The organism is Novosphingobium sp. BL-52-GroH (assembly GCF_044813085.1).
Lineage (GTDB): Bacteria > Pseudomonadota > Alphaproteobacteria > Sphingomonadales > Sphingomonadaceae > Novosphingobium.
This window is the reverse complement of record NZ_CP171149.1, coordinates 868,762-886,804: the sequence shown is the minus strand read 5'-3', so window position 1 is coordinate 886,804 and position 18,043 is coordinate 868,762. Positions and strand designations below refer to the sequence as shown.

General features: G+C 67.4%; 16 protein-coding genes. 11 read left to right on the top strand and 5 right to left on the bottom strand.

From position 1 onward, the window contains the following. Positions 1–53: 53 nt before the first annotated feature. The 3 genes from ACFFDA_RS03875 to ACFFDA_RS03865 all read right to left on the bottom strand — a co-directional run bounded on the left by ACFFDA_RS03875 (position 54) and on the right by ACFFDA_RS03865 (position 4,366). Positions 54–2,387, bottom strand: a complete 2,334-nt coding sequence (locus tag ACFFDA_RS03875) for an acetamidase/formamidase family protein (protein ID WP_404478274.1) — start codon at positions 2,385–2,387, stop codon at positions 54–56. A gap of 162 nt (positions 2,388–2,549) precedes the next feature. Then, the gene (locus ACFFDA_RS03870; protein ID WP_404478273.1) at positions 2,550–3,743 is read right to left on the bottom strand and encodes an aromatic ring-hydroxylating dioxygenase subunit alpha; all 1,194 of its coding nucleotides are present in this window, start codon (positions 3,741–3,743) and stop codon (positions 2,550–2,552) included. A 137-nt stretch (positions 3,744–3,880) separates the two neighbouring features. Then, positions 3,881–4,366, bottom strand: coding sequence for a VOC family protein (locus ACFFDA_RS03865; RefSeq protein ID WP_404478272.1), 486 nt, complete (start codon positions 4,364–4,366; stop codon positions 3,881–3,883). Positions 4,367–4,689: 323 nt separating this feature from the next. Here ACFFDA_RS03865 and ACFFDA_RS03860 point away from each other — a divergent pair, with 323 nt between their 5' ends. From ACFFDA_RS03860 to ACFFDA_RS03850, 3 genes are all read left to right on the top strand, one after another. Beyond that, a complete protein-coding gene (locus ACFFDA_RS03860) occupies positions 4,690–5,796 on the top strand; it encodes an acetamidase/formamidase family protein (protein WP_404478271.1) in 1,107 nt (368 codons plus the stop codon). A 152-nt stretch (positions 5,797–5,948) separates the two neighbouring features. Further along, on the top strand, positions 5,949–6,407 hold the full coding sequence (locus ACFFDA_RS03855; RefSeq protein WP_404478270.1) for a DUF4231 domain-containing protein: 459 nt from the start codon (positions 5,949–5,951) through the stop codon (positions 6,405–6,407). A gap of 286 nt (positions 6,408–6,693) precedes the next feature. After that, positions 6,694–7,569 (top strand): hypothetical protein, encoded by an 876-nt coding sequence (locus ACFFDA_RS03850; protein ID WP_404478269.1) that lies wholly within the window; start codon positions 6,694–6,696, stop codon positions 7,567–7,569. A 70-nt stretch (positions 7,570–7,639) separates the two neighbouring features. Here the strand turns inward: ACFFDA_RS03850 and ACFFDA_RS03845 are convergent, their stop codons facing one another. Next, positions 7,640–8,917, bottom strand: a complete 1,278-nt coding sequence (locus ACFFDA_RS03845) for an MFS transporter (RefSeq protein ID WP_404478268.1) — start codon at positions 8,915–8,917, stop codon at positions 7,640–7,642. Between the two features lie 212 nt (positions 8,918–9,129). Between ACFFDA_RS03845 and ACFFDA_RS03840 the strand changes: the two genes are divergently transcribed. From ACFFDA_RS03840 to ACFFDA_RS03815, 6 genes are all read left to right on the top strand, one after another. After that, positions 9,130–9,969 carry a DODA-type extradiol aromatic ring-opening family dioxygenase gene (locus ACFFDA_RS03840; RefSeq protein WP_404478267.1) on the top strand — a complete coding sequence of 280 codons (840 nt, stop codon included), beginning with the start codon at positions 9,130–9,132 and terminating at the stop codon, positions 9,967–9,969. A 153-nt stretch (positions 9,970–10,122) separates the two neighbouring features. Further along, the gene (locus tag ACFFDA_RS03835) at positions 10,123–10,344 is read left to right on the top strand and encodes a hypothetical protein (RefSeq protein ID WP_404478266.1); all 222 of its coding nucleotides are present in this window, start codon (positions 10,123–10,125) and stop codon (positions 10,342–10,344) included. Between the two features lie 2 nt (positions 10,345–10,346). Further along, positions 10,347–11,690, top strand: coding sequence for an AtzE family amidohydrolase (locus ACFFDA_RS03830; RefSeq protein ID WP_404478264.1), 1,344 nt, complete (start codon positions 10,347–10,349; stop codon positions 11,688–11,690). 226 nt (positions 11,691–11,916) lie between these two features. After that, positions 11,917–13,284 carry an amidohydrolase family protein gene (locus ACFFDA_RS03825; RefSeq protein ID WP_404478263.1) on the top strand — a complete coding sequence of 456 codons (1,368 nt, stop codon included), beginning with the start codon at positions 11,917–11,919 and terminating at the stop codon, positions 13,282–13,284. Between the two features lie 38 nt (positions 13,285–13,322). Then, a complete protein-coding gene (locus ACFFDA_RS03820) occupies positions 13,323–14,138 on the top strand; it encodes a TauD/TfdA dioxygenase family protein (RefSeq protein ID WP_404478262.1) in 816 nt (271 codons plus the stop codon). Continuing rightward, positions 14,135–15,328 carry a CynX/NimT family MFS transporter gene (locus ACFFDA_RS03815; protein ID WP_404478261.1) on the top strand — a complete coding sequence of 398 codons (1,194 nt, stop codon included), beginning with the start codon at positions 14,135–14,137 and terminating at the stop codon, positions 15,326–15,328. Before ACFFDA_RS03820 ends, ACFFDA_RS03815 begins: the two co-directional genes overlap by 4 nt. Before the next feature lie 25 nt (positions 15,329–15,353). On the opposite strand, the gene ACFFDA_RS03810 is transcribed toward ACFFDA_RS03815, so the two are convergent. Then, a complete protein-coding gene (locus ACFFDA_RS03810; protein ID WP_404478260.1) occupies positions 15,354–16,091 on the bottom strand; it encodes a FadR/GntR family transcriptional regulator in 738 nt (245 codons plus the stop codon). Between the two features lie 399 nt (positions 16,092–16,490). Between ACFFDA_RS03810 and ACFFDA_RS03805 the strand changes: the two genes are divergently transcribed. Together ACFFDA_RS03805 and ACFFDA_RS03800 are read left to right on the top strand one after the other, a co-directional pair. Next, a complete protein-coding gene (locus ACFFDA_RS03805) occupies positions 16,491–17,375 on the top strand; it encodes a 2-dehydro-3-deoxygalactonokinase (RefSeq protein WP_404478259.1) in 885 nt (294 codons plus the stop codon). After that, positions 17,372–18,007, top strand: a complete 636-nt coding sequence (locus tag ACFFDA_RS03800; RefSeq protein WP_404478258.1) for a 2-dehydro-3-deoxy-6-phosphogalactonate aldolase — start codon at positions 17,372–17,374, stop codon at positions 18,005–18,007. The genes ACFFDA_RS03805 and ACFFDA_RS03800 overlap by 4 nt, the downstream gene beginning before the upstream one ends. Positions 18,008–18,043 lie beyond the last annotated feature (36 nt).

The following is an 18,043-nucleotide window of genomic DNA, read 5'->3' as shown; positions in this document are numbered from 1 at the left end:
CTACGATGGTGCCTCGCCACCCCCGCTTCGGGGCGGCCCCCCAAGGGAGTGGATCATGACGAGAACAGACTTTTCCTGATGACTGCGTGCACGCCCCAGTTGCCGTTCGCGACCTGGCTGATCCCGAAGTCCACCCCCACCGACAGCAGCGAGATCGCCTCGTCCTCGGTCAGGTCGCGGATGGTCATCAGGAAGCGGCGGGCCTTGCGGAAGGCGTCGCGCATGGCGGCGTCGATGGAGCTTTGCTTGTAGACCTCGCTCTGCGCGTTGGCGCCCAGTTCCTTGAGGTAGTCGGGGTGCGAGAAGCCCAGGATCACCCATTCGTCGGGCGTCTCGATCATGGGATAGTCGATGTCGCGAATGTACTTGCGGCTGGTCTTGGCGGGGTGGAGTATCACCTGGATCACCGCCGTCATCGCGCATTCGATGGCGGTGCCACACAGTTCGCTATCGCCCTGGCTCGCGTGGGGATCGCCCATCGACAGCAGCCCGCCGGGCACGCCCACCGGCAGGAAGCAGCTTGCGCCCTTGCCCAGCCGCCAGTTGTCGATGTTGCCGCCGAAGTTGGCGGGCGGGACCGAATCGATCAGTTCCGAATGCGCCGGCGCCAGTGCGATCACGCCGAAGTGCGGACGCACCGGGATCGTCACGTCGCGCAGGACGTCGAAGTTGCGGGTGATCGTCTCGGGATCGACGGGCACGCCGGGATAGTCGTAGCGCTCGTGGACTACGCCCGAGGGGTCGGTCTGCGGGGTCCAGCGATAGGAGTAGACCGCCTGCGCGGTGGCGCGGCCGGGTTCGTCGTCCATCTCGTAGATGGTGATGACTTCGCGGCCCTTGGGCTCGGTCAGCAGGTCGTTGTAGTGGAAGCCCCAATAGGCGGCGACGTTGCTGCCGAAAGACCGCCCGGCAAAGCGCGGATTCTGGCTGGGGCGGGCTTCCATGTCGAGGATGCGGACCTCGATCACGTCGCCGGGGCGGGCGCCCTCGATGGCGATGGGGCCGGTGCAGATGTGGACGCCGAAGCCCTCGCCGGGGCCGCGTCCCAAGGCCGAGGCGTCGAACGGGCCGGCGCCGCGCCGTTCGACCGCTTTGCCCTCGGCGGTCCAGTGGAACACAGCTTCGGCGCCCGCGTCGCCTTCGATCATGCGCTCGGCGTCGTCGTTGGCGTGGTGGGTGAGCGTCTCGATCGTCACGTAGTCGCCCGAGCGCACTTCCAGCGCCGGCGTGAGCGAGCGGCTGAAATAGCCCCAGTGGATGGTGTCGGGGCGGGCCGGCAGGAAATGATGACGGCGGGTTCGCGCGGCATCGTCCAGCGCGGGCAGGGCATCGCCGCCGGGAGCGACCAGCTCGCTCGCCGGTTCGCGGTTTTCCAGCCGCACGTCGCGCGCCTTTTCCGGGCGGCCGCGCCGGGGCGCCTCGGCCGAGGCGCCGACGCTCTCGGGCGACTTGCGGTATTCGCGCGGGCTCATCCCGTACTGCTCGCGGAAGGCGCGGGAGAACGAGGCGCTGTCGTTGAAGCCCCACTGGAACAGGATTTCCGAGATCGAGCGCTGGGCGTGCAGCGGACTGCCAAGGTCCAGCCGGCAGCGTTCGAGGCGGCGGAGCTTGACGTAGTGGCCGAAGCTCTCGCCGTGCGATTCGAACAGCTTCTGCAGGTAGCGGGGCGAGATGTTGTGCTCGCTGGCGATTTGGTGGGTGTTGAGATTGGGATCGGACAGCCGCATCTCGATCGACTGGAACACTCGCTCGAGGATCGCAGCGCGCCCGCCCGCAGCCCCGCCCAGCGCCTTGGCGGGCGCACGGTCAAGCAGGGTGGCGGCGATCATCTCGGGCAGAGCCAGCTCGACCGGGCGGATCTGGTCGTCCGAGATGTCGAGGATGGTGTCGGCCACGGTGCGCAGCAGGCTCGACATCATGCGGCCGACGGCGGTGTCGGCGATGAGGTCGCTGATCTCGGTTGGGAGTTGCGAGCGCGACTTGAGCGCGGGGAGGCTGTGTGGGACCTTGACGATCAACAGGCGGAAATCGCCGGCCGTGCCGATCCGGCAGCGGGTGTCGCCACCGCCGTAGACCATGTCGCCTTCCCCGATCTCGACGATCGTCTCGCCGCTGCCCCCCGTGCTGGTCGCGACGAGGCGGCCTTCGAGCAGAAGTACCAGCCAGAAGCAGCGTGCTTCCTGCCGGAAATCGAGGTTCATCGACTGGGCGGTGCCGGTGCAGCGGATGAACTGGATCTTCTGGCCGCTGGTGAAGCTGACGAGGTCTCCATAGATGTCTTCGTTGTCGGAATCGAGTTCGAGGCTGACGCGCTGCAGCGCAAAACGCCACGCCTCCAGCCGCTGGTCGTGCGGATAGGCATTGGTCGTCAATCGCACGCCGGTCATGCCGGATTTATCCTCAATTGTTGCGCTGGTACAAAGCGCTCTCCTGTGCCCCATACGCCATCATTGCTAGCGAAACGAAGCAGCCCAGGGCGGTTTGCGCTGCCCTGGGCTGCTTCGGGCCTGTGGCCCTCGCAAGGACGGAACGATATGGGCAAGCTCAGCCTAGTCGATCGCCGCAGTGCCCGCCAGACGCTTGTGTGCATTGCGGTAACGGTGGACCAGCCACTTGTTGAACTGCCCTTGCGCGCCTTCCTGCCACGAATATCGGCCGCGCGGCGCGAAGCGGGAGCGCAGGCCTTCCTGCACCAGTCCATCGACATGCATGTCCTGCGCGATGATCTTGCCCGAGGCGGACAGGTTCATGTCAAGCAGGTTCTCGAAGTTGGGTTCCGCCATGGCGCCCGGCGCGAACAGGAAGCCGGTTTCCAGCTCGTGCGATTCAGGACCGTCGGGGCGCAGGATGAGGTAGATCACCATGTCGCTCATCATCACCAGGCTTAGCGAGGGCGGCACATTGGCGAAAGTCATGCGGCTGCGGCCCTCGTCGGTAAGGCCGGGGAACACCGGCAGGACCGCGCGTTGGGTGGCGTTGAAGCTGGCGTCGGGGTGCAGGGTGCCGTTGAAGCGCAGGAAGCCGGCATCCTCGGGCTCGGAATGCGGGAACTCGGCGCGGCCCGATGGCACGAAATCGTGCAGTGGCCCGGCGTGCAGGCGGCTGGCGTGGTAGCCGTCGTTGTTGTTCTCGAACATCACCTTCCAGTTCCACGGCAGCTTGGCCGCCGGGTCGGGCCTGGGGCCTTCCGCGTTGGCGAGGTCGTAGCCGGAGATCGCCTCGGCCACTTTGGCGAGGCGGGGCCCGAGCGGGGCGGCATTCACGTCGAAGTTGACGAAGATGAAGCCGTTCCAGATTTCGACGGCGAAACGCGGCAGGCCGTTTTCCTTGCGGTCGAAATTGCAGGTCTTGTTCATCGCGGGCGCCGCCACCAGCGCGCCGTCGAGCGAGTAGCTCCAGTGGTGATAGGGGCACAGGAAGCCGCGTGCCTTGCCCGCGCCCTCGGCCACCAGCATCGCGCGGTGCTGGCACACCGCCGACATCGCGTTGATCTCGCCGGTGAGGTTGCGTGCGACGATGATCGGCTCGTTGACGGTGCGGGTGGTGAAGAACTCGCCAGGCTCCGCGATCCAGGATTCGCGGCCGACGCACTGCCACTCGTTGAAGTAGAGCGCTTCCTTCTCGAACTCGTAGAAGTCGGTGCCGGTGTAGCACTCGGGCGGCAGCGTGACCGCCTCGCTGAGATCGACCGCGGAGGCAGTGAGGGACTCGATGAAGGCGTCGGACATCGTGCGGGCGGACATGGTGAACTTCCCTGAAGCTGTTGCATCGTATGCAGGTGCGGCCTGCGGCGATGTCTGCATACCGCACCTGCGAAGGCAAGAGTGCATTTGCGAACCCGTGGTCCGCGCGAGCGCCATCGCGAACGGGCCGTTCGACTTTACTCGCGTGTATAGTCGTCCGGAATCTTCGGCGGGTCGCCGGCCTTGCCCCACAGAAGGATCTCATTGCCCCAGGGGTCCCGGAAGCAGTGGTTGAGGCCGTTGAAGGTGCTCCAGAAGTGGTTGCGCCACAGCACCGTGGCGCCGCGTTCCTCGGCGGCCGAGAGGATGCGTTCGGGCGTGTCGTCGTCGCTGATGAGGACCCAGATGCGCGGCTTGCGGCCCTCCGTGGCGATGGCGCGGGGGGCGATGCCCTCGGCGTCGGGGTGTGGGCGGGCGTTGGCGGGATCGAAGATGCCGACGTGCAAATTGCCGATCTCACTGTCGGTGCCGTCGGGATTGGGGAACATGCCTCCGGGCACCATGCGGTGATAGACGCCTTCCGGCTTGTGGTCATCGCGCCAGCCGAAGACTTCGGCGTAGAACCGGCCGGCGGCGGCGGGATCGTCGGCGGGCAGGTCCACGAAGATGAGCGTATTGGGCATGGGTCTGTTCCTTGCGGTCTCGATGGCGAGGGTGTGCGCCAATCGGGCGCGAGGCTCTTGGCGGCAGGCGTCCGGTTTGTTGACGGGGCCCCTGCGCCGTCCCGGACTTGATCCGGGACCATGGAATATCCTTTAGGTGCGCTCGCCATGGCCCACCGCAGCGTTACGCCCGGTTTCGAGGCGGGCGCGGCTGCTTGCGGTGCCGGGTCGAGCCCGGGCCGACGAGGAGGTTCAACTCGGAGGGCGCGCAGGGCCAAGACCCTTTTGCCCATCCCCGCGAAGTTGAGGGCCTGGAAACCTCACAGCAGCAAAAGGGGCAATGCATGGCTTCGGTCACCACTCTGGGTTCGCCAAAGGCGCAGGTTCGCCCCTCGGCGATCTGGCATCTCAAGGCCACGCCGGAGACCATACACTGGGGATACTTCTCACCCGACATCAAGCCGGCCCTCACGATCAAGAGCGGCGACCTCGTCCATGCCGAGGCGATCACCCACCATGCGGGCGACGCCCCCGACCTGATGTTCGACGAAGGCGTCGAGCGCATCTTCCGCGAGGTCGACCCGGCCAGCCGCGCGCCGGGCGTCCACATCATGACCGGGCCGATCTACATCGAGGGCGCGGAACCGGGCGACATGATCGAGGTGCGCTATCTCCAGATGGTGCCGCGCAACAACTACGGCTCGAACCTCGCCGCCAATTGGGGCCATCTCTACGAGGAATTCGGCAAGCAGGAACGTGTGACGATCTACGAGCTGGACCCTATCGCCAACACCGCGCACGCGCTTTATGCCTATGATTTCAAAGGCGAATACCTCGTCCCCGGCACGATCACCAACTGCCCTGTGTGCGACCGCCAGCCAGCGCTGCCCGGCATCACCATCCCCGCGCGCCCGCACCTGGGCACAGCAGGCGTGGCACCGGCGGTCAACGAGCCGGTCTCGACCATCCCGCCGGGGCTCCATGGCGGCAACATCGACAACTGGCGCATCGGCGCGGGCTCGACGATGTTCTACAAGTGCCAGGTCAAGGGCGGGCTGTTCTCCATCGGCGACCCCCACGTCAGCCAGGGCGACGGCGAGATTTCCGGCACCGCGATCGAGGCTTCGCTCGACTGCCTGTTCCAGATCATCCTGCGCAAGGACTTCGACTTCCCCTCGCCGTTGCTCGAGACCCCGGATAACTGGATCGTCCACGGCTTCGGCGAAGACCTCGACCAGGCGATGAAGAACTGCTCGATGGACATGCTCCACCTGCTCCACGAACAGCAGGGACTGAGCAAGAACGACGCCTATTCGCTGATGAGCGTAGCGGCGGACTTCGGGATCACCCAGGTCGTCGACGGCACCCTGGGCGTCCACGCCCGGATCGAGCGGCGCATCTTCCCGGCCAAGGGCACCGTGATCGATCCGGGCAAGTTCCAGCCCGAGTAAAGGACGACCCCACTCCTGACGGGGAACACTGGGAGCCCGCCCTGCAAAGGTTGGGCTCCTTTTTTCGCGTCGAGGTCAAGTTTCGTACAAGTTGCGGTAGAGTAATCGCGCCATTTCTGCCTATCATGTCCGATGCTACCGGAGGGTGCGGCATGACGGGGACGCAATTCGAGGTCGAGTATCTCGCCGGGGTCGACCGGAACATCAGGCGCATGAAGTGGCTGGCGGACAGGGCCATGGTCGTTTTCGTGGCGCTGCGGCTGGGTCTCGTCGTCGGCAGCGCTTCGCTGCCCGCTCTCACCATAGGCTCCGATCGATCGTGGTCGACGGTCGTGGCGGTGGGAGTAGCGATCCTGGCGGCGCTCGATACGCAATTCCGCTGGGGCGAGGAGTGGCATCATTTCCGATCCGCGCAACTCACGCTCGAGCGTTTCCGCCGCGATTACGAGTATGGCGTGATGGCGGTCGGGCAGGGGCGGACGGCTCCCGGCCTCCAGACCAGCGGCGACGTGTTCGAACGGCTGTACCAGAACGTCACCGGATTCCTGCAGGCCGAAGCGGAGAGCTTCTTCAAGTTCCGCATCGTCGAATGGAAGCAGGCGCAGGGATAGCGGTGCTTTCGCGCGCCGTGCCTGGGTGCTGGCGATCGGGGCGGCGATACAACGGAATTGTTTCGTTGCGAAGGGTTCTCATCTCGGTATTCGGCGGGAGCGACCCGAAGGCCGGATGCAAATCCGCCTTTCTCCTTGGCTCAGCGGCTCTCCGGCTGCTGGGCCATTTTTCATGCCCGCATCTCGAGGGAAAAATGGCGTAATTTCATTGCCATAACTTCACGTAGATGGTTAACGAAAGTTTGTGCGTGGCCAATGCGGTTGCGACGGGTCGGCATGGGGTCAGATGCAGCAGGACTGGAGAGCCGAGAACGCCGACGCCGATCACATTTCGGTGGGCGGGGTGGGCGCTCATCCGCGTTTCCACGAGGCCAAGGCGATGCTGATCGATGGACTCGCCGGGCTTTACCTTGGTGACCGGCGGCTGCGGGGGCTGATCGAATACGAGCGCGGCGTTTCGTTCATGCTCATCGTGTCCCTCGATGCGATGCACGACCCCGAAAGTCGCGAGAGCGGGGTCTCGATGCAGGTCCTCAACGAGGTGCTGCCAAAGATGGGCATCGCGCCGGGACGGCGGATCGCCGATCTCGTCGCCAACCTGCGCCGCGACGACCTGCTGGACAGTCTCCCGGCTCCGCATGACCGTCGCGTCCGGTTGCTGCGTGCGAGCCCCCGCGCGATCCTGGCCGACAGCGAATGGATCGCGGTCTTCCACGCACCGTTGACGGTTTTGCGGCCCGAAGTGGACTATCGGCCGGCGCTGAATCGCGACCGTGCCTACCAGCGCGCCTTCCGCCTCTCGGGCCTCAGGACGCTGGCCATCGCCAACGAGATCATGAGCGCCAACCCGCCAATGGACTATTTCGTGCAGGAGGCGGTGGGCTTCCGGCTGCTGATGATCCTGATGCAGTCCGTGCGTGGCGGCGCCGGGAACCGCACCGCGCCCGGGTTCTACTCCCATGCGGCCGAACAGGGCGGTGTATCGCGCACTTACGTCAAGAACGTGCTCAAAGGCGCGGCGGAGCGCGGTTTCGTGGCGCTGTCGGCCCGGCCCGGGGACTATGTCGAAATCCGTCCGGTCCTGCACGAGGCCTTCGACCGCTGGGTCGCCGAAAGCCTCTCGTCGATCGACCGGGTGCGGGTGCAGGCCGAATTTCCGTGACTGGCGTTAGGGAGCGCGCCGCCTTTGCATTGGATCGTCGTTGCGAGCGTCAGCGTAATGTCATCCGGCTTTAGCCTGGGGTGAGCGCGAGATCTCCGGCCGGTTCCGCGGCCCCCGCCCGCCGCACCCGGGTGCGCCCGTCGGCACCGATCCCGGGAAGCAGGAACAGCAGCGCCGTGCCTACCCCCAGCGTCCCGATGATCGCCAGAGCCGCCTGGTCGTAGGAGCCGGTGCGGCCGTAGCTCAGGTCCATCACCGCTGGCGTCAGGCCCTGGGCCAGGATCACGGCGGCGTAGAGGACCGAATTGATCGAGCCGAAGTGCTTGAGCCCGAAGTAGCGCGAGCAGAAGTAGGACAGCGCCCCGTATTCCGCGCCCATGCCCACGCCCAGAAGCACGCCGGCGGCGACCATTGCCAGGCTGCCGTGCCCGAACTGGAGGAGGCCGAGGCCGGCTATCGCGGCGCCGTACATCGGCACCACCAGCAGCGGCGTGCGCAGGCGGTCGAGCAGGCCACCGGTCACCACCTGCCAGGCAGCGGTGACGAGCGCGAAGATAGCGATCGTGCCGGTCGCCTCGCCCAGGCCGAAACCGCGGTCGGTCATCATCGGCACGACGTGGGTGAACACCGCGGTCATGCCGCCGCCGCCGCTCGCCACCGCGATCAGCAGGACCCAGAAGTGACGGGTGGCCGCCGCCTCGCGCAGGGTCATGCCCTCGATCACCGGCTTGGACGCGGGCGGAGTGCGTGCGGCGCTGGCCGGCGTGTCGTGCAGCCACAGCCACATGACGGGAAACCCCACGAGGATGACGATGAGCCCGATCGCGCCATACGTCGCGCGCCAACCGATCGCCGGCAGCAGCAGGCCGGCGACGATCGGCATCACCGTCGCGCCGACGCCGTTGCCGACGCCCGCGGTCATGCCCAGCATGAGCCCACGCCGCTTGTCGAACCAGTTGGAGACGACCTTCGCGATCATCGGCGCCGCGCAGACTGCGCCGGCCAGGCCGATTGCGCCGAACTGGAGATAGAACAGCCAGATATTGTCCGTGGTCTGCGACAGGCTCGCGACCAGCAGCCCGAGCGCGAAGTTGCCGCCCAGGATCAGCGGGCGCGCTCCCACCCGGTCCATCGTCCGCCCGATCACCGGGTAGCTGATCGCAGAGAGGATCGCGATGAGCCCCAGCACGCCGGATACCGCCGCGCGCGACCAGCCCAGCTCCTGCGTGATCGGCACCAGGAACGTTCCGAAAGTCGCGCTGATGGCTGCGGTGATACACACCAGATTGCCGGTCGTGGCGGCGATGGCGAGATGGGTGGCGGCACGGTCCCGGGAAGCGTCGGGCATAAACGGGTCTCCAGTTTTCCGAATGTGCCCGAGTAAATCCCCGCGCGGGCGCGATCCCAAGCGTTTATCGCCGCGCCGCAACAAATCCTTCGCGCGCCGTCAACTATGTGCCCTTGCGCGGAAGCCCGGCCGACACGAACTTGCAATCGACACCGGAAAGGCTCCCTATGCAGGGGCCGGCCGGTAAATTCAGCAAGGGACGATTCGCTGCGATGAATGTTCAGACGGCCGGGATCACTGCCTCCGATACCCGGATGCCCACTTTCTTCATTCCCCACGGCGGCGGACCCTGCTTCTTCATGGACTGGTCCGTGATGGGTGGCCCGGCCGACACCTGGGACAAGACCGAAGCCTGGCTGCGCGCGCTCGTCTCGACGCTGCCGGAGAAGCCCAAGGGGATCGTCGTGATCTCGGGCCATTGGGAAGAGTCGGCCTTCACTGCCTCGGCCGCGGTCGAGCCGGGGATGATCTACGACTACTATGGTTTCCCACCGCATACCTACGAGTTGAAGTACCCGGCTCCCGGTGCCCCGCAACTGGCGGAACGCATCGTCTCGCTGCTGACCGAGGCCGGCCTGCCGGCGCGCACCGACCCTGCCCGCGGGTTCGACCACGGCGTCTTCGTGCCGTTCCTGCTGATCGACCCCGAAGCCTCGATCCCGGTCGTGCCACTTTCGCTCAAGGCGGACCTCGACCCGGCCGAGCACATCGCCGCCGGCCGCGCGCTGGCGCCGCTGCGCGACGAGGGCATCCTGATCGTCGGCTCGGGCATGAGCTACCACAACATGCGTGGCTTCCGCACGCCCTCGGCCACGCGGCCTTCGGCAGTGTTCGACCAGTGGCTGACGAGTGCCGTCGAGGCTGCTCCGGGCGAACGCGACGTGAACCTGGCGCACTGGGCCGAGGCGCCGGCGGGGCGCCTTTCCCACCCGCGCGAGGAACACCTGTTGCCGCTGATGGTCGCGGCGGGCGCAGGCGGGGACTCGCCGGGCGCGAAGGTGTTCGGCGACAACGTGATGATGGCGGACATCTCGGCCTTCCGCTTCGGGTGAGTGCCCGTCGCCGGCGGCCCGGTGGGGGACGCCGGCGCCTCGATGCTGCCGACCCTCCCCGGCCCGGCCGGAAGACGTATGCTCGCGAACGGCCTTGCCGCCGGTAGGCAAGGCTGTAAGGGTGCCGCAAGGTATTTCGGCGCGAGAAGGAGGATGGCGGTGACCCAGGCGAGCGGGAAGGCGGCCCCATCGAGCGCCAGGCGGCCGAGCGAGGACAGCGTGCGCACGCGCATGGCCGAAGCCGGCATCTCCGCGCCGGAAGAATGCGTGCCCGGCGTACTTTCGAACCTCGTCGTCCTGCAGGACCACGTCGCCACCTTGCGCGCCTTCGCGCTCGATCCGCGCAGTGCCAGCGCCATGCGCTTCGAGGCCTGAGCATGGTTTTTCCTACCGCGATCGCCATGGCCGCACAGGTGCGCAAGGGCGAGGCCACGGCCGTCGACTTGTGCCTCCGGGCGCTCGATCATGCCGAGGCGCTCGGCACCGATCGCAGCGGCTTCACGCGGCTCCTGCGCAAGCGCGCGCTGCTGCGCGCCGCCTCGGTCGACAAGCTGGTCGAGGCGGGTCTCGATCCGGGGCCGCTGGCAGGCGTTCCCTTCGGTGTCGCCGACTTGTTCGACGTTGCCGGCGAAATCACCACCGCCGGGTCGCGCACTCGCCGCCATGCCGCCTTCGCCAGCCGCGACGCCAGGGCCATCGTCCTGCTCGAAGCGGCGGGGGCGGTGCTCATCGGCACTCAGAACATGGACGAGTTCGGCTACGGCTTCGTCACCATGAACACCCACTACGGCACTACTCGCAACCCCCACGACGAGAGCCGTGTCGCCGGCGGCGCGGCGGGTGGTTCGGCGGTGGCTGTGGCGACGGGGACAGTGCCGATCAGCCTCGCGTTTGATACTAACGGATCGCTGCGTGTCCCTGCCGGACTGTGCGGTGTGATCGGCCTCAAGCCCACGTATGGCGACCTGCCGCGAGAGGGCGTCTACCCCTTCGTCGAAAGCCTCGACGTCGTCGGCGCGCTGGGCCGTGATCTTGACGACGTGGCGCTGGTCCGCACGATCCTGCGCGAAGGCGCCCCCGAACGCTCCGACGCGCTGCGCGGCGAAATTTCCTTCGGCCGCCTGATGAGCTGGTTTGACGACAACATCTCCGAGGAGATGCGCGGGCCCCTCGACGCATTCTGGAACCGCCTCGGCCGTGTCAGCTTCGAGCTGCCGCATTCCGAGATCGCCCGCGCCGCCGCCTCGGTCATCATCGCGGCGGAAGGCGCCAGCCTGCACCGTCCCGCGCTGGAAGCCGATCCTATGCAGTTCGAGCCGCCGGTGCGCGACCGCATGCTGGCGGGCCTCCTGCTGCCGAGCGACGACTATCTGGCCGCCCAGCGCTTCCGAAGCTGGATCCAGGCACGCCTGCGCCGCCAGTTCGAGCTGGCCGACGTCCTGTTCACACCGGCCGCGCCCGGCTTCGCGCCAACGATCGCCGATCCGGTGATGACGTTCGAGGGAAAGTCGATCCCGGCGCGCAGCCACCTGGGTATCTACACCCAGCCGATCAGCCTGATGGGCTTGCCCGCGCTGGTCCTGCCGCTGGCGGGCGACTTCGCGATGCCGCTGGGCATCCAGCTCGTCAGCGCGGCAGGGAACGAGCCGCTGCTGTTCCGCGCGGCGCGGCAACTGATCGACAAGGGCCTTTGCGCGGTGCCGGCGCCGCCAGCGGGTTGAGCAGCGCATCGTCGTCCCGGACTTGATCCGGGACCGCTGGCAAGGCCGCGTCACCTTGCAGCACGGCGGGACGCTGCGTTGGCCCATGGCTGGCTATCGCCTCAAGAGTATCCAGCGGTCCCGGAACAGGGTCGGGACGAGGAAGTGCGTCAACAATTGCGCCGCGCTCGGACAAGCCCGAAGGCGGTCCTGCGTTAAAGTGGCAGCGCAAGGACGGCGGGGACGAATGCAGGCAGATACTCTTATCACCGGCGCGACGGTCATCACGATGGATGCCGGGCGCCGTGTTATCCGCGACGGCGCGGTGGCCTTCGCGGGCGACACCATCGTCGCGGTCGGCCCCAGCGCCGAGCTTGCCGGCATCGCCGCGCGAGACGTGATCGACGGTCGCCGCTTCGTGCTGACGCCGGGCTTCGTCAACTGCCACGTCCACGTCACCGAGACCCTGATCCGTGGCTTCATCCCCGAAGCGCTGCCCTTCGACGAGGAACTGGGCGAATGGGTGATCCCGCTCTACAAGGGCCACACCGCCGCTGAGCAGGCGGTCAGCGCGAAGCTCGCCATCGCCGCGATGCTGCGCTCGGGGACGACGACATTCCTCGAAGCCGGCACCATCATCGCCTTCGACGAAGTCATGGCCGCTATCGAGAGCACCGGCATCCGCGCCCGCACCGGCCGCTGGACCGAGGACCGCGCCTGGGACCCCTCGGCCGACGCGCAAGTCCTCACCCGCGAGGCATATGCAGCGCTGGAACGGGACCTCGAAGCCTATCCGCAGGACGGCCGGCGCATCGCCGCCTGGCCCAATCTCATCGGCCACATGACCGCGACGGACGAACTGTGGCGGCAGGTCGCGGCGCTGGCGAAGCGGACGGGCACGGGGATTTCTGCGCACATGAGCCCGGTTGCGGGCGATTCCGAATGGTATCTCGCCAATACCGGCAAGCGACCGGTGGTGCACCTGGGCGACCTGGGCGTGCTCGGCCCGCATCTCAACCTCGTCCACATGGTCCACATCGATGCCGAGGAAGCGGCGCTGGTGGCGGCGAGCGGCACCAGCGTCACGCATTGCCCCGGCGCTTCGATCCGCTGCGGCTACGGCGTGGGGAAGCACGGCCTGTTCCCCGAGATGGCGCAGGCGGGCGTCAACATCGCGCTTGGCACCGATGGCGCCGACAATCACGACATGATGAAAGTGGTCACGCTGATGGCCGCGCTGTTCAAGGACGCGCGGCAGGACCGTTCGTTGTTCCCGGCCCACGAGGTCCTGGAAATGGCGACGCTCAACGGGGCGAAAGTGCTGGGCCTTGGCGGCTTGATCGGCAGTCTGGAGGCCGGCAGAAAGGCCGACATCGTCGCCCACGACACTCGTCGCCCGTTCTGGCAACCGATCAACAACGCGGTGGACCAGCTCGTTTGGTCGGCGGACGGCAGCGGCGTGCATTCGGTGTGGGTCGACGGCCTTCGCGTGGTCGACGATTTTCGCTGCACCACCATCGACGAGGACGCGCTCTACGCGCAAGGGCAGGCGATGGCCGACGCGGTGCTGGCGCGCTCGGGCCTGCCGTTGCTTTCCGCATGGCCGATCGCGTGACGCGTCCCACCCCCGATACCAAGCAAGGAACGATTTCAGTGGAATATTCGGCAATCACGGTGACGCCGGTCACCCCCGGCATGGGCGGGATCGTCTCGGGCGTGGACCTGACCCGGCCCCTGTCGGACATCCAGGTAAAGGAACTGCACCGCGCGCTGGACGACAGGCTGGTGATCTTCTTCCGCGACCAGCCGATCGACCACGAGGCGCACAAGCGATTTGCCAACTACTTCGGCGGAATCCATATCGCGCCCAGCACCAAGCCGTGGCAGGCGCCGGGCCATCCCGAAGTTACGATCATCCACGCCGACGCGAACTCCACCTTCGTCGCCGGCGAGGACTGGCACTCGGACATGAGCTGCGACACCGAGCCGCCGCTGGGTTCTGTGCTCTACCTGCACACCGTACCGCCCGTCGGCGGCGACACCGCGTTCTCTAACATGTACGCCGCCTACGATGCGCTCTCCGACCGGATGAAGGCGTACCTCGAAGGCTTGACCGCCATGCACGACGCGGTCGTCGGCTTCGGTGGCATCACGCCCGATGGCATGACCCTGCCGCGCACGAGCCATCCGGTGATCCGAACCCACCCCTCGACCGGGCGCAAGGCGATCTACGTCAACAAGGGCTTCACCACCTACATCGAAGGCATCCCGCGTCCCGAGAGCGATGCGTTGCTGGCGTTCCTGTTCGACCATGTGAAACATCCGCTGTTCCAGTGCCGCTTCCCGTGGGCGCAGCATTCTATCGCGTTCTGGGACAACCGCTGCGCGCAGCACTCGGCGATCTGGGACTATTTCCCGCAAGTCCGCTCGGGCTTCCGGGTGCAGATCCTGGGCGACGTGCCGCGTTGAGCGCAGGCGTTCCGGACCGCCGCCGCGAACTGGCGGTGGTGACGGCGGTGTCGAGCGCGCTGGTGCTGGCGCAGGCAGTGGTCTTCGCCGCCTTCGGGCTGGCGCTCTTCGCGATGGGGCGGGATCTCGGCTGGTCGGCCGCCGATACCGGCATGGCGTACATGCTCGTCGTGCTTGGCGCCTGTGCCGGCGCGCCGATGCCGGTGGTGCTGATCCGCCGGATCGGCGCGAGCCGCACGATCGTCCTGGGCCAGGTCGTGCTCGGCTGCGCCTTTGTGGTGCTGTGGAGCACGGCGAGCCTGGCGCAGCTCTACGTAGGCGCGGGACTGGCCGGGATCGGCTTTTCGCTCAGTGGCAACACGCCCGGCGTCTACCTCGTTTCGGGCTGGGCGGGCGATCGCGCGCCGAGGCTGATCGGGCTTTACCTGATGGTGGCGATGCTCGGCAATGCACTGGGCCCCCCGGCGGCGCAGGCGCTCATCGCGCAGAGCGGCTGGCGGGCGTACAGCGCTGTAGTCGTCCTGCTCTGCACCGCGAATGCCATATTCTGCGCCTTGTGCCTGCGCGAGCCGCCCGTGGCCGAGCTGCCTGCCGGGGAGAGCGGCGGCCTTGGGCGGGTCTTGCGCTCGCCGATCTTTGTCCTGCTCGCGACCAGCGTGGTCGCCAGCCAACTCTGCCTGGTCACTGTGTCGAGCGTCGCGCCGGCGCATCTGGCGGCCCAGGGGCTCACCAGCGATTTCGCTGCCCGCCTGCTCGGCATCGAGGGTATCGCGAGCGCTTTGGCCACCGGGCTGCTCGGCCACTTCTCCGTGCGCCTTGGCCCGCGCCGGATGTTGCCGGCCCTGCTCGCCGCCTGCGCTGGGGGCATGGTCATCCTGGCCGGGAGCCGGGAGCCGATGGCGCTTCATGCCTTCGCGCTGCTGCTGGGCGCTGGGGTCGGCGGTGCGACGCTGGCGGTGACGCTGCTGCTGGTACGCTACTTCGGGCCGGCCGGCGGTTCGGCCAGCCTCGGTGCGATCTGGACTCTGGCGGGACTGGCAGCGATCGGGCCGTGGGTGGCGGGAATGGTGGCGGACGCGACCGGCGGTTATGGCCCAGCCCTGCTCGGCATCGGCATTGCGATGGTTCCGATCGCCATGGCCAGCCTCGCTCTCCCACGGCCGGCCGGAGAGACTAGCTCGCTGGCCTGACAAGGGGACTCCGGCACGTGCCCGTTCAGGCCTCGGGCGGCTGGCGTTCCGCGATGAGGCCGAGCACGTCGCCGATGATCGTGCGCATGGCTGCACGGGCGGCCTGGGGATCGCGCGCAGCGATGGCGTCGCGTACCTTGGCGTGTTCGGCGACGTCGGCGGTGCGCCCCTTGATGTGGTTGGTGAATCGGATCGAGGTGCGCAACGCGGTGCCGACGACGTCGCGCAACTGGATGTAGAATGGGTTTTTCGAGGCGCGCAGCACGGCCACGTGGAAGGCGATGTCCGCCTCCAGCGGGTCGTCCAGTCCGCGCTCCGCCGCCTGCATGCGCTCGAGGCCGCCGTCGATCCGTCGCAGGTCTTCCTCGTCCGCGACACGGGCGGCGAGCGCGGCGGCCTCGGGTTCCACCGAGACGCGCAGCTCGTTGAACTGGCGCAACAGGTCCACCGATAGCTGGCGCTCGAGCATCCAGCGCAGCACGTCGGTGTCGAACAGGTTCCACGAGGACGTCGGCTGAACCGTGGTGCCCTGGCGGGGCCGGGCGCTCAACAGCCCTTTTGCGGTCAGCATCTTGACCGCCTCGCGCGTGACCGACCGGCTGACCCCGTGCTGCCGGGCAAGGTCGGCTTCGGTCGGGAACACCGCATTCTCGAACTGGCCGGTGACGATGGCGCGGCCGATGGTGTTCAGCAGGCCATAAGTCAGATTACGGCCGAGTTGGGCCGCGGGCTCGTCGACGACGAGATGGGGAGAGCCTGTCACGAACCTGTCCTTGCCGGTCTGGCCCACACACGGGGTTCGATCCTGTCGCACTGCCTATGGTAATGGCCTGAACGAACCAGACAAGGTGCTTTGATATGATAAGTCAAATAACATGATAAATAGGATAATTTGTCGCTGAGGGCCTCATGGCAATGGAATGGCGGACTGGCAGGGCCGTTGGTGCTACGTGGCAACAAACGCCACGATCGCTCTTGCGAAGCAATAAAGATTATTTATAGGATAAATTGCGACGCTGGTGCCGGTCGACGCCCGTTGGCGTAGTCTGGCCCGCAAGGAAGCGTTTTCGGCCAGGCACCTGCGTCATTCCACGTCGGCCCGGTTCAAGGCAGGAGCGATTGCAGTGGTGCTTGTCCCTTGCGTTCTTTACGCGGCGTTTCGATGAGCGGCACGTCCTTCATCGCAGTGGACTGGGGCACGACCAACCGGCGCGCCTACCGGATCGAGAACGGCGAAGTCGTCGCCACCGAACGCGACGACAGGGGCATCCTCTCGGTCCCCGCCGGTGACTTCCCTTCGCTGGTCGCCGAACTGCGCGGGCGGTTCGACGGGCTGCCGGTGGTCATGGCGGGCATGGTCGGATCGAACCGGGGCTGGCACGATGCCGGCTACGTCCCCTGCCCGGCGACGATCGAGACGGTCGTTGCCGGTCTCGTTCATCCCTGTGACGGCGTCGCCATCGTGCCGGGCGTTTGCGTCGATGCGATGGGCATGAACGGCAGGACGAGGGCCGACGTCATGCGTGGCGAGGAAGTGCAGCTTCTCGGCGCCGCGGCGTCCGGGCTGGCGCCGGCCGACGCGCTGTTGTGCCAGCCGGGCACTCACAACAAGTGGGCGGTCATGAAGGGCGGCGCCATCGCCGATTTCACCACCGCCATGACCGGCGAGATGTTCGCCATCCTCAAGGCCCATGCGCTGATCGGCAGCGAAATGGCGGGCGAGGTCGATGCCGGCGATGCCTTCCGCGAGGGCGTCGTGGCCAGTGCCGACGCCGACTTGCTCGCAGCGCTGTTCGGCGTGCGCGCCGCCGCGGTCCTCGGCAGGCGCCAGCCGGGCACGGCGGCGGCCTATGTCAGCGGGCTGCTGATCGGCGCCGATTGCCGGGCGCGCATCGCGCCGGGGCAGAGCGTGTACCTGCTCGCGGACGGACTGCTCGGACGGCTCTACTCCGCTGCCATCACCATCGCCGGGGGACAGGCCGTGCTGGTCGACAGCCACGCCTCGTTCGTCGCCGGCATCACCCGCATCAGGAACGCATCATCATGACCGACTTCGCCTCCGCTCTGGCTGCCCTGCCGCTGATCGCCATCCTGCGCGGCATCCGCCCCGACGAGGTCGAGGCCGCCGGCGATGCGCTCGTCGAGGCGGGGTTCACGCTGATCGAAGTGCCGCTCAACTCGCCTGATCCGCTGGCCAGCATCGAGCGCCTCGCGCGCAGGGTGGGCGAGCGGGCGATCGTCGGTGCCGGCACGGTGCTGACGCCCGCGCAAGTCGCGCAAGTTCAGGAAGCCGGCGGCGCGATGATCGTCTCGCCCAACACCGACGTCGCGGTGATCGCGGAGAGCGCGGCGCGCGGCATGGTCTCGCTGCCCGGGTACTTCACCCCGAGCGAGGCCTTTGCCGCCCTGGCGGCGGGCGCCAGCGGCCTCAAACTGTTCCCGGCCGAGGCAGCGACCCCCGCCGTCGTCAAGGCCCAGCGCGCGGTGTTGCCCAGGGAGACCCCACTGTTCGCCGTGGGAGGCATCGGCCCCGACAACATGGCGCCCTGGCTCACGGCAGGCGCAAACGGCTTCGGGCTCGGGTCTGCGCTCTACAAGGCCGGCGCCACCACCCGGGAAATCGCCGCCAACGCGCACGCCTTCGCGCGAAGCTGGGCGGCATTGCAGGGCGAGGCGTAACCCGTCAGGCCCGATGCCCGGGCCCCGCGCGGGACA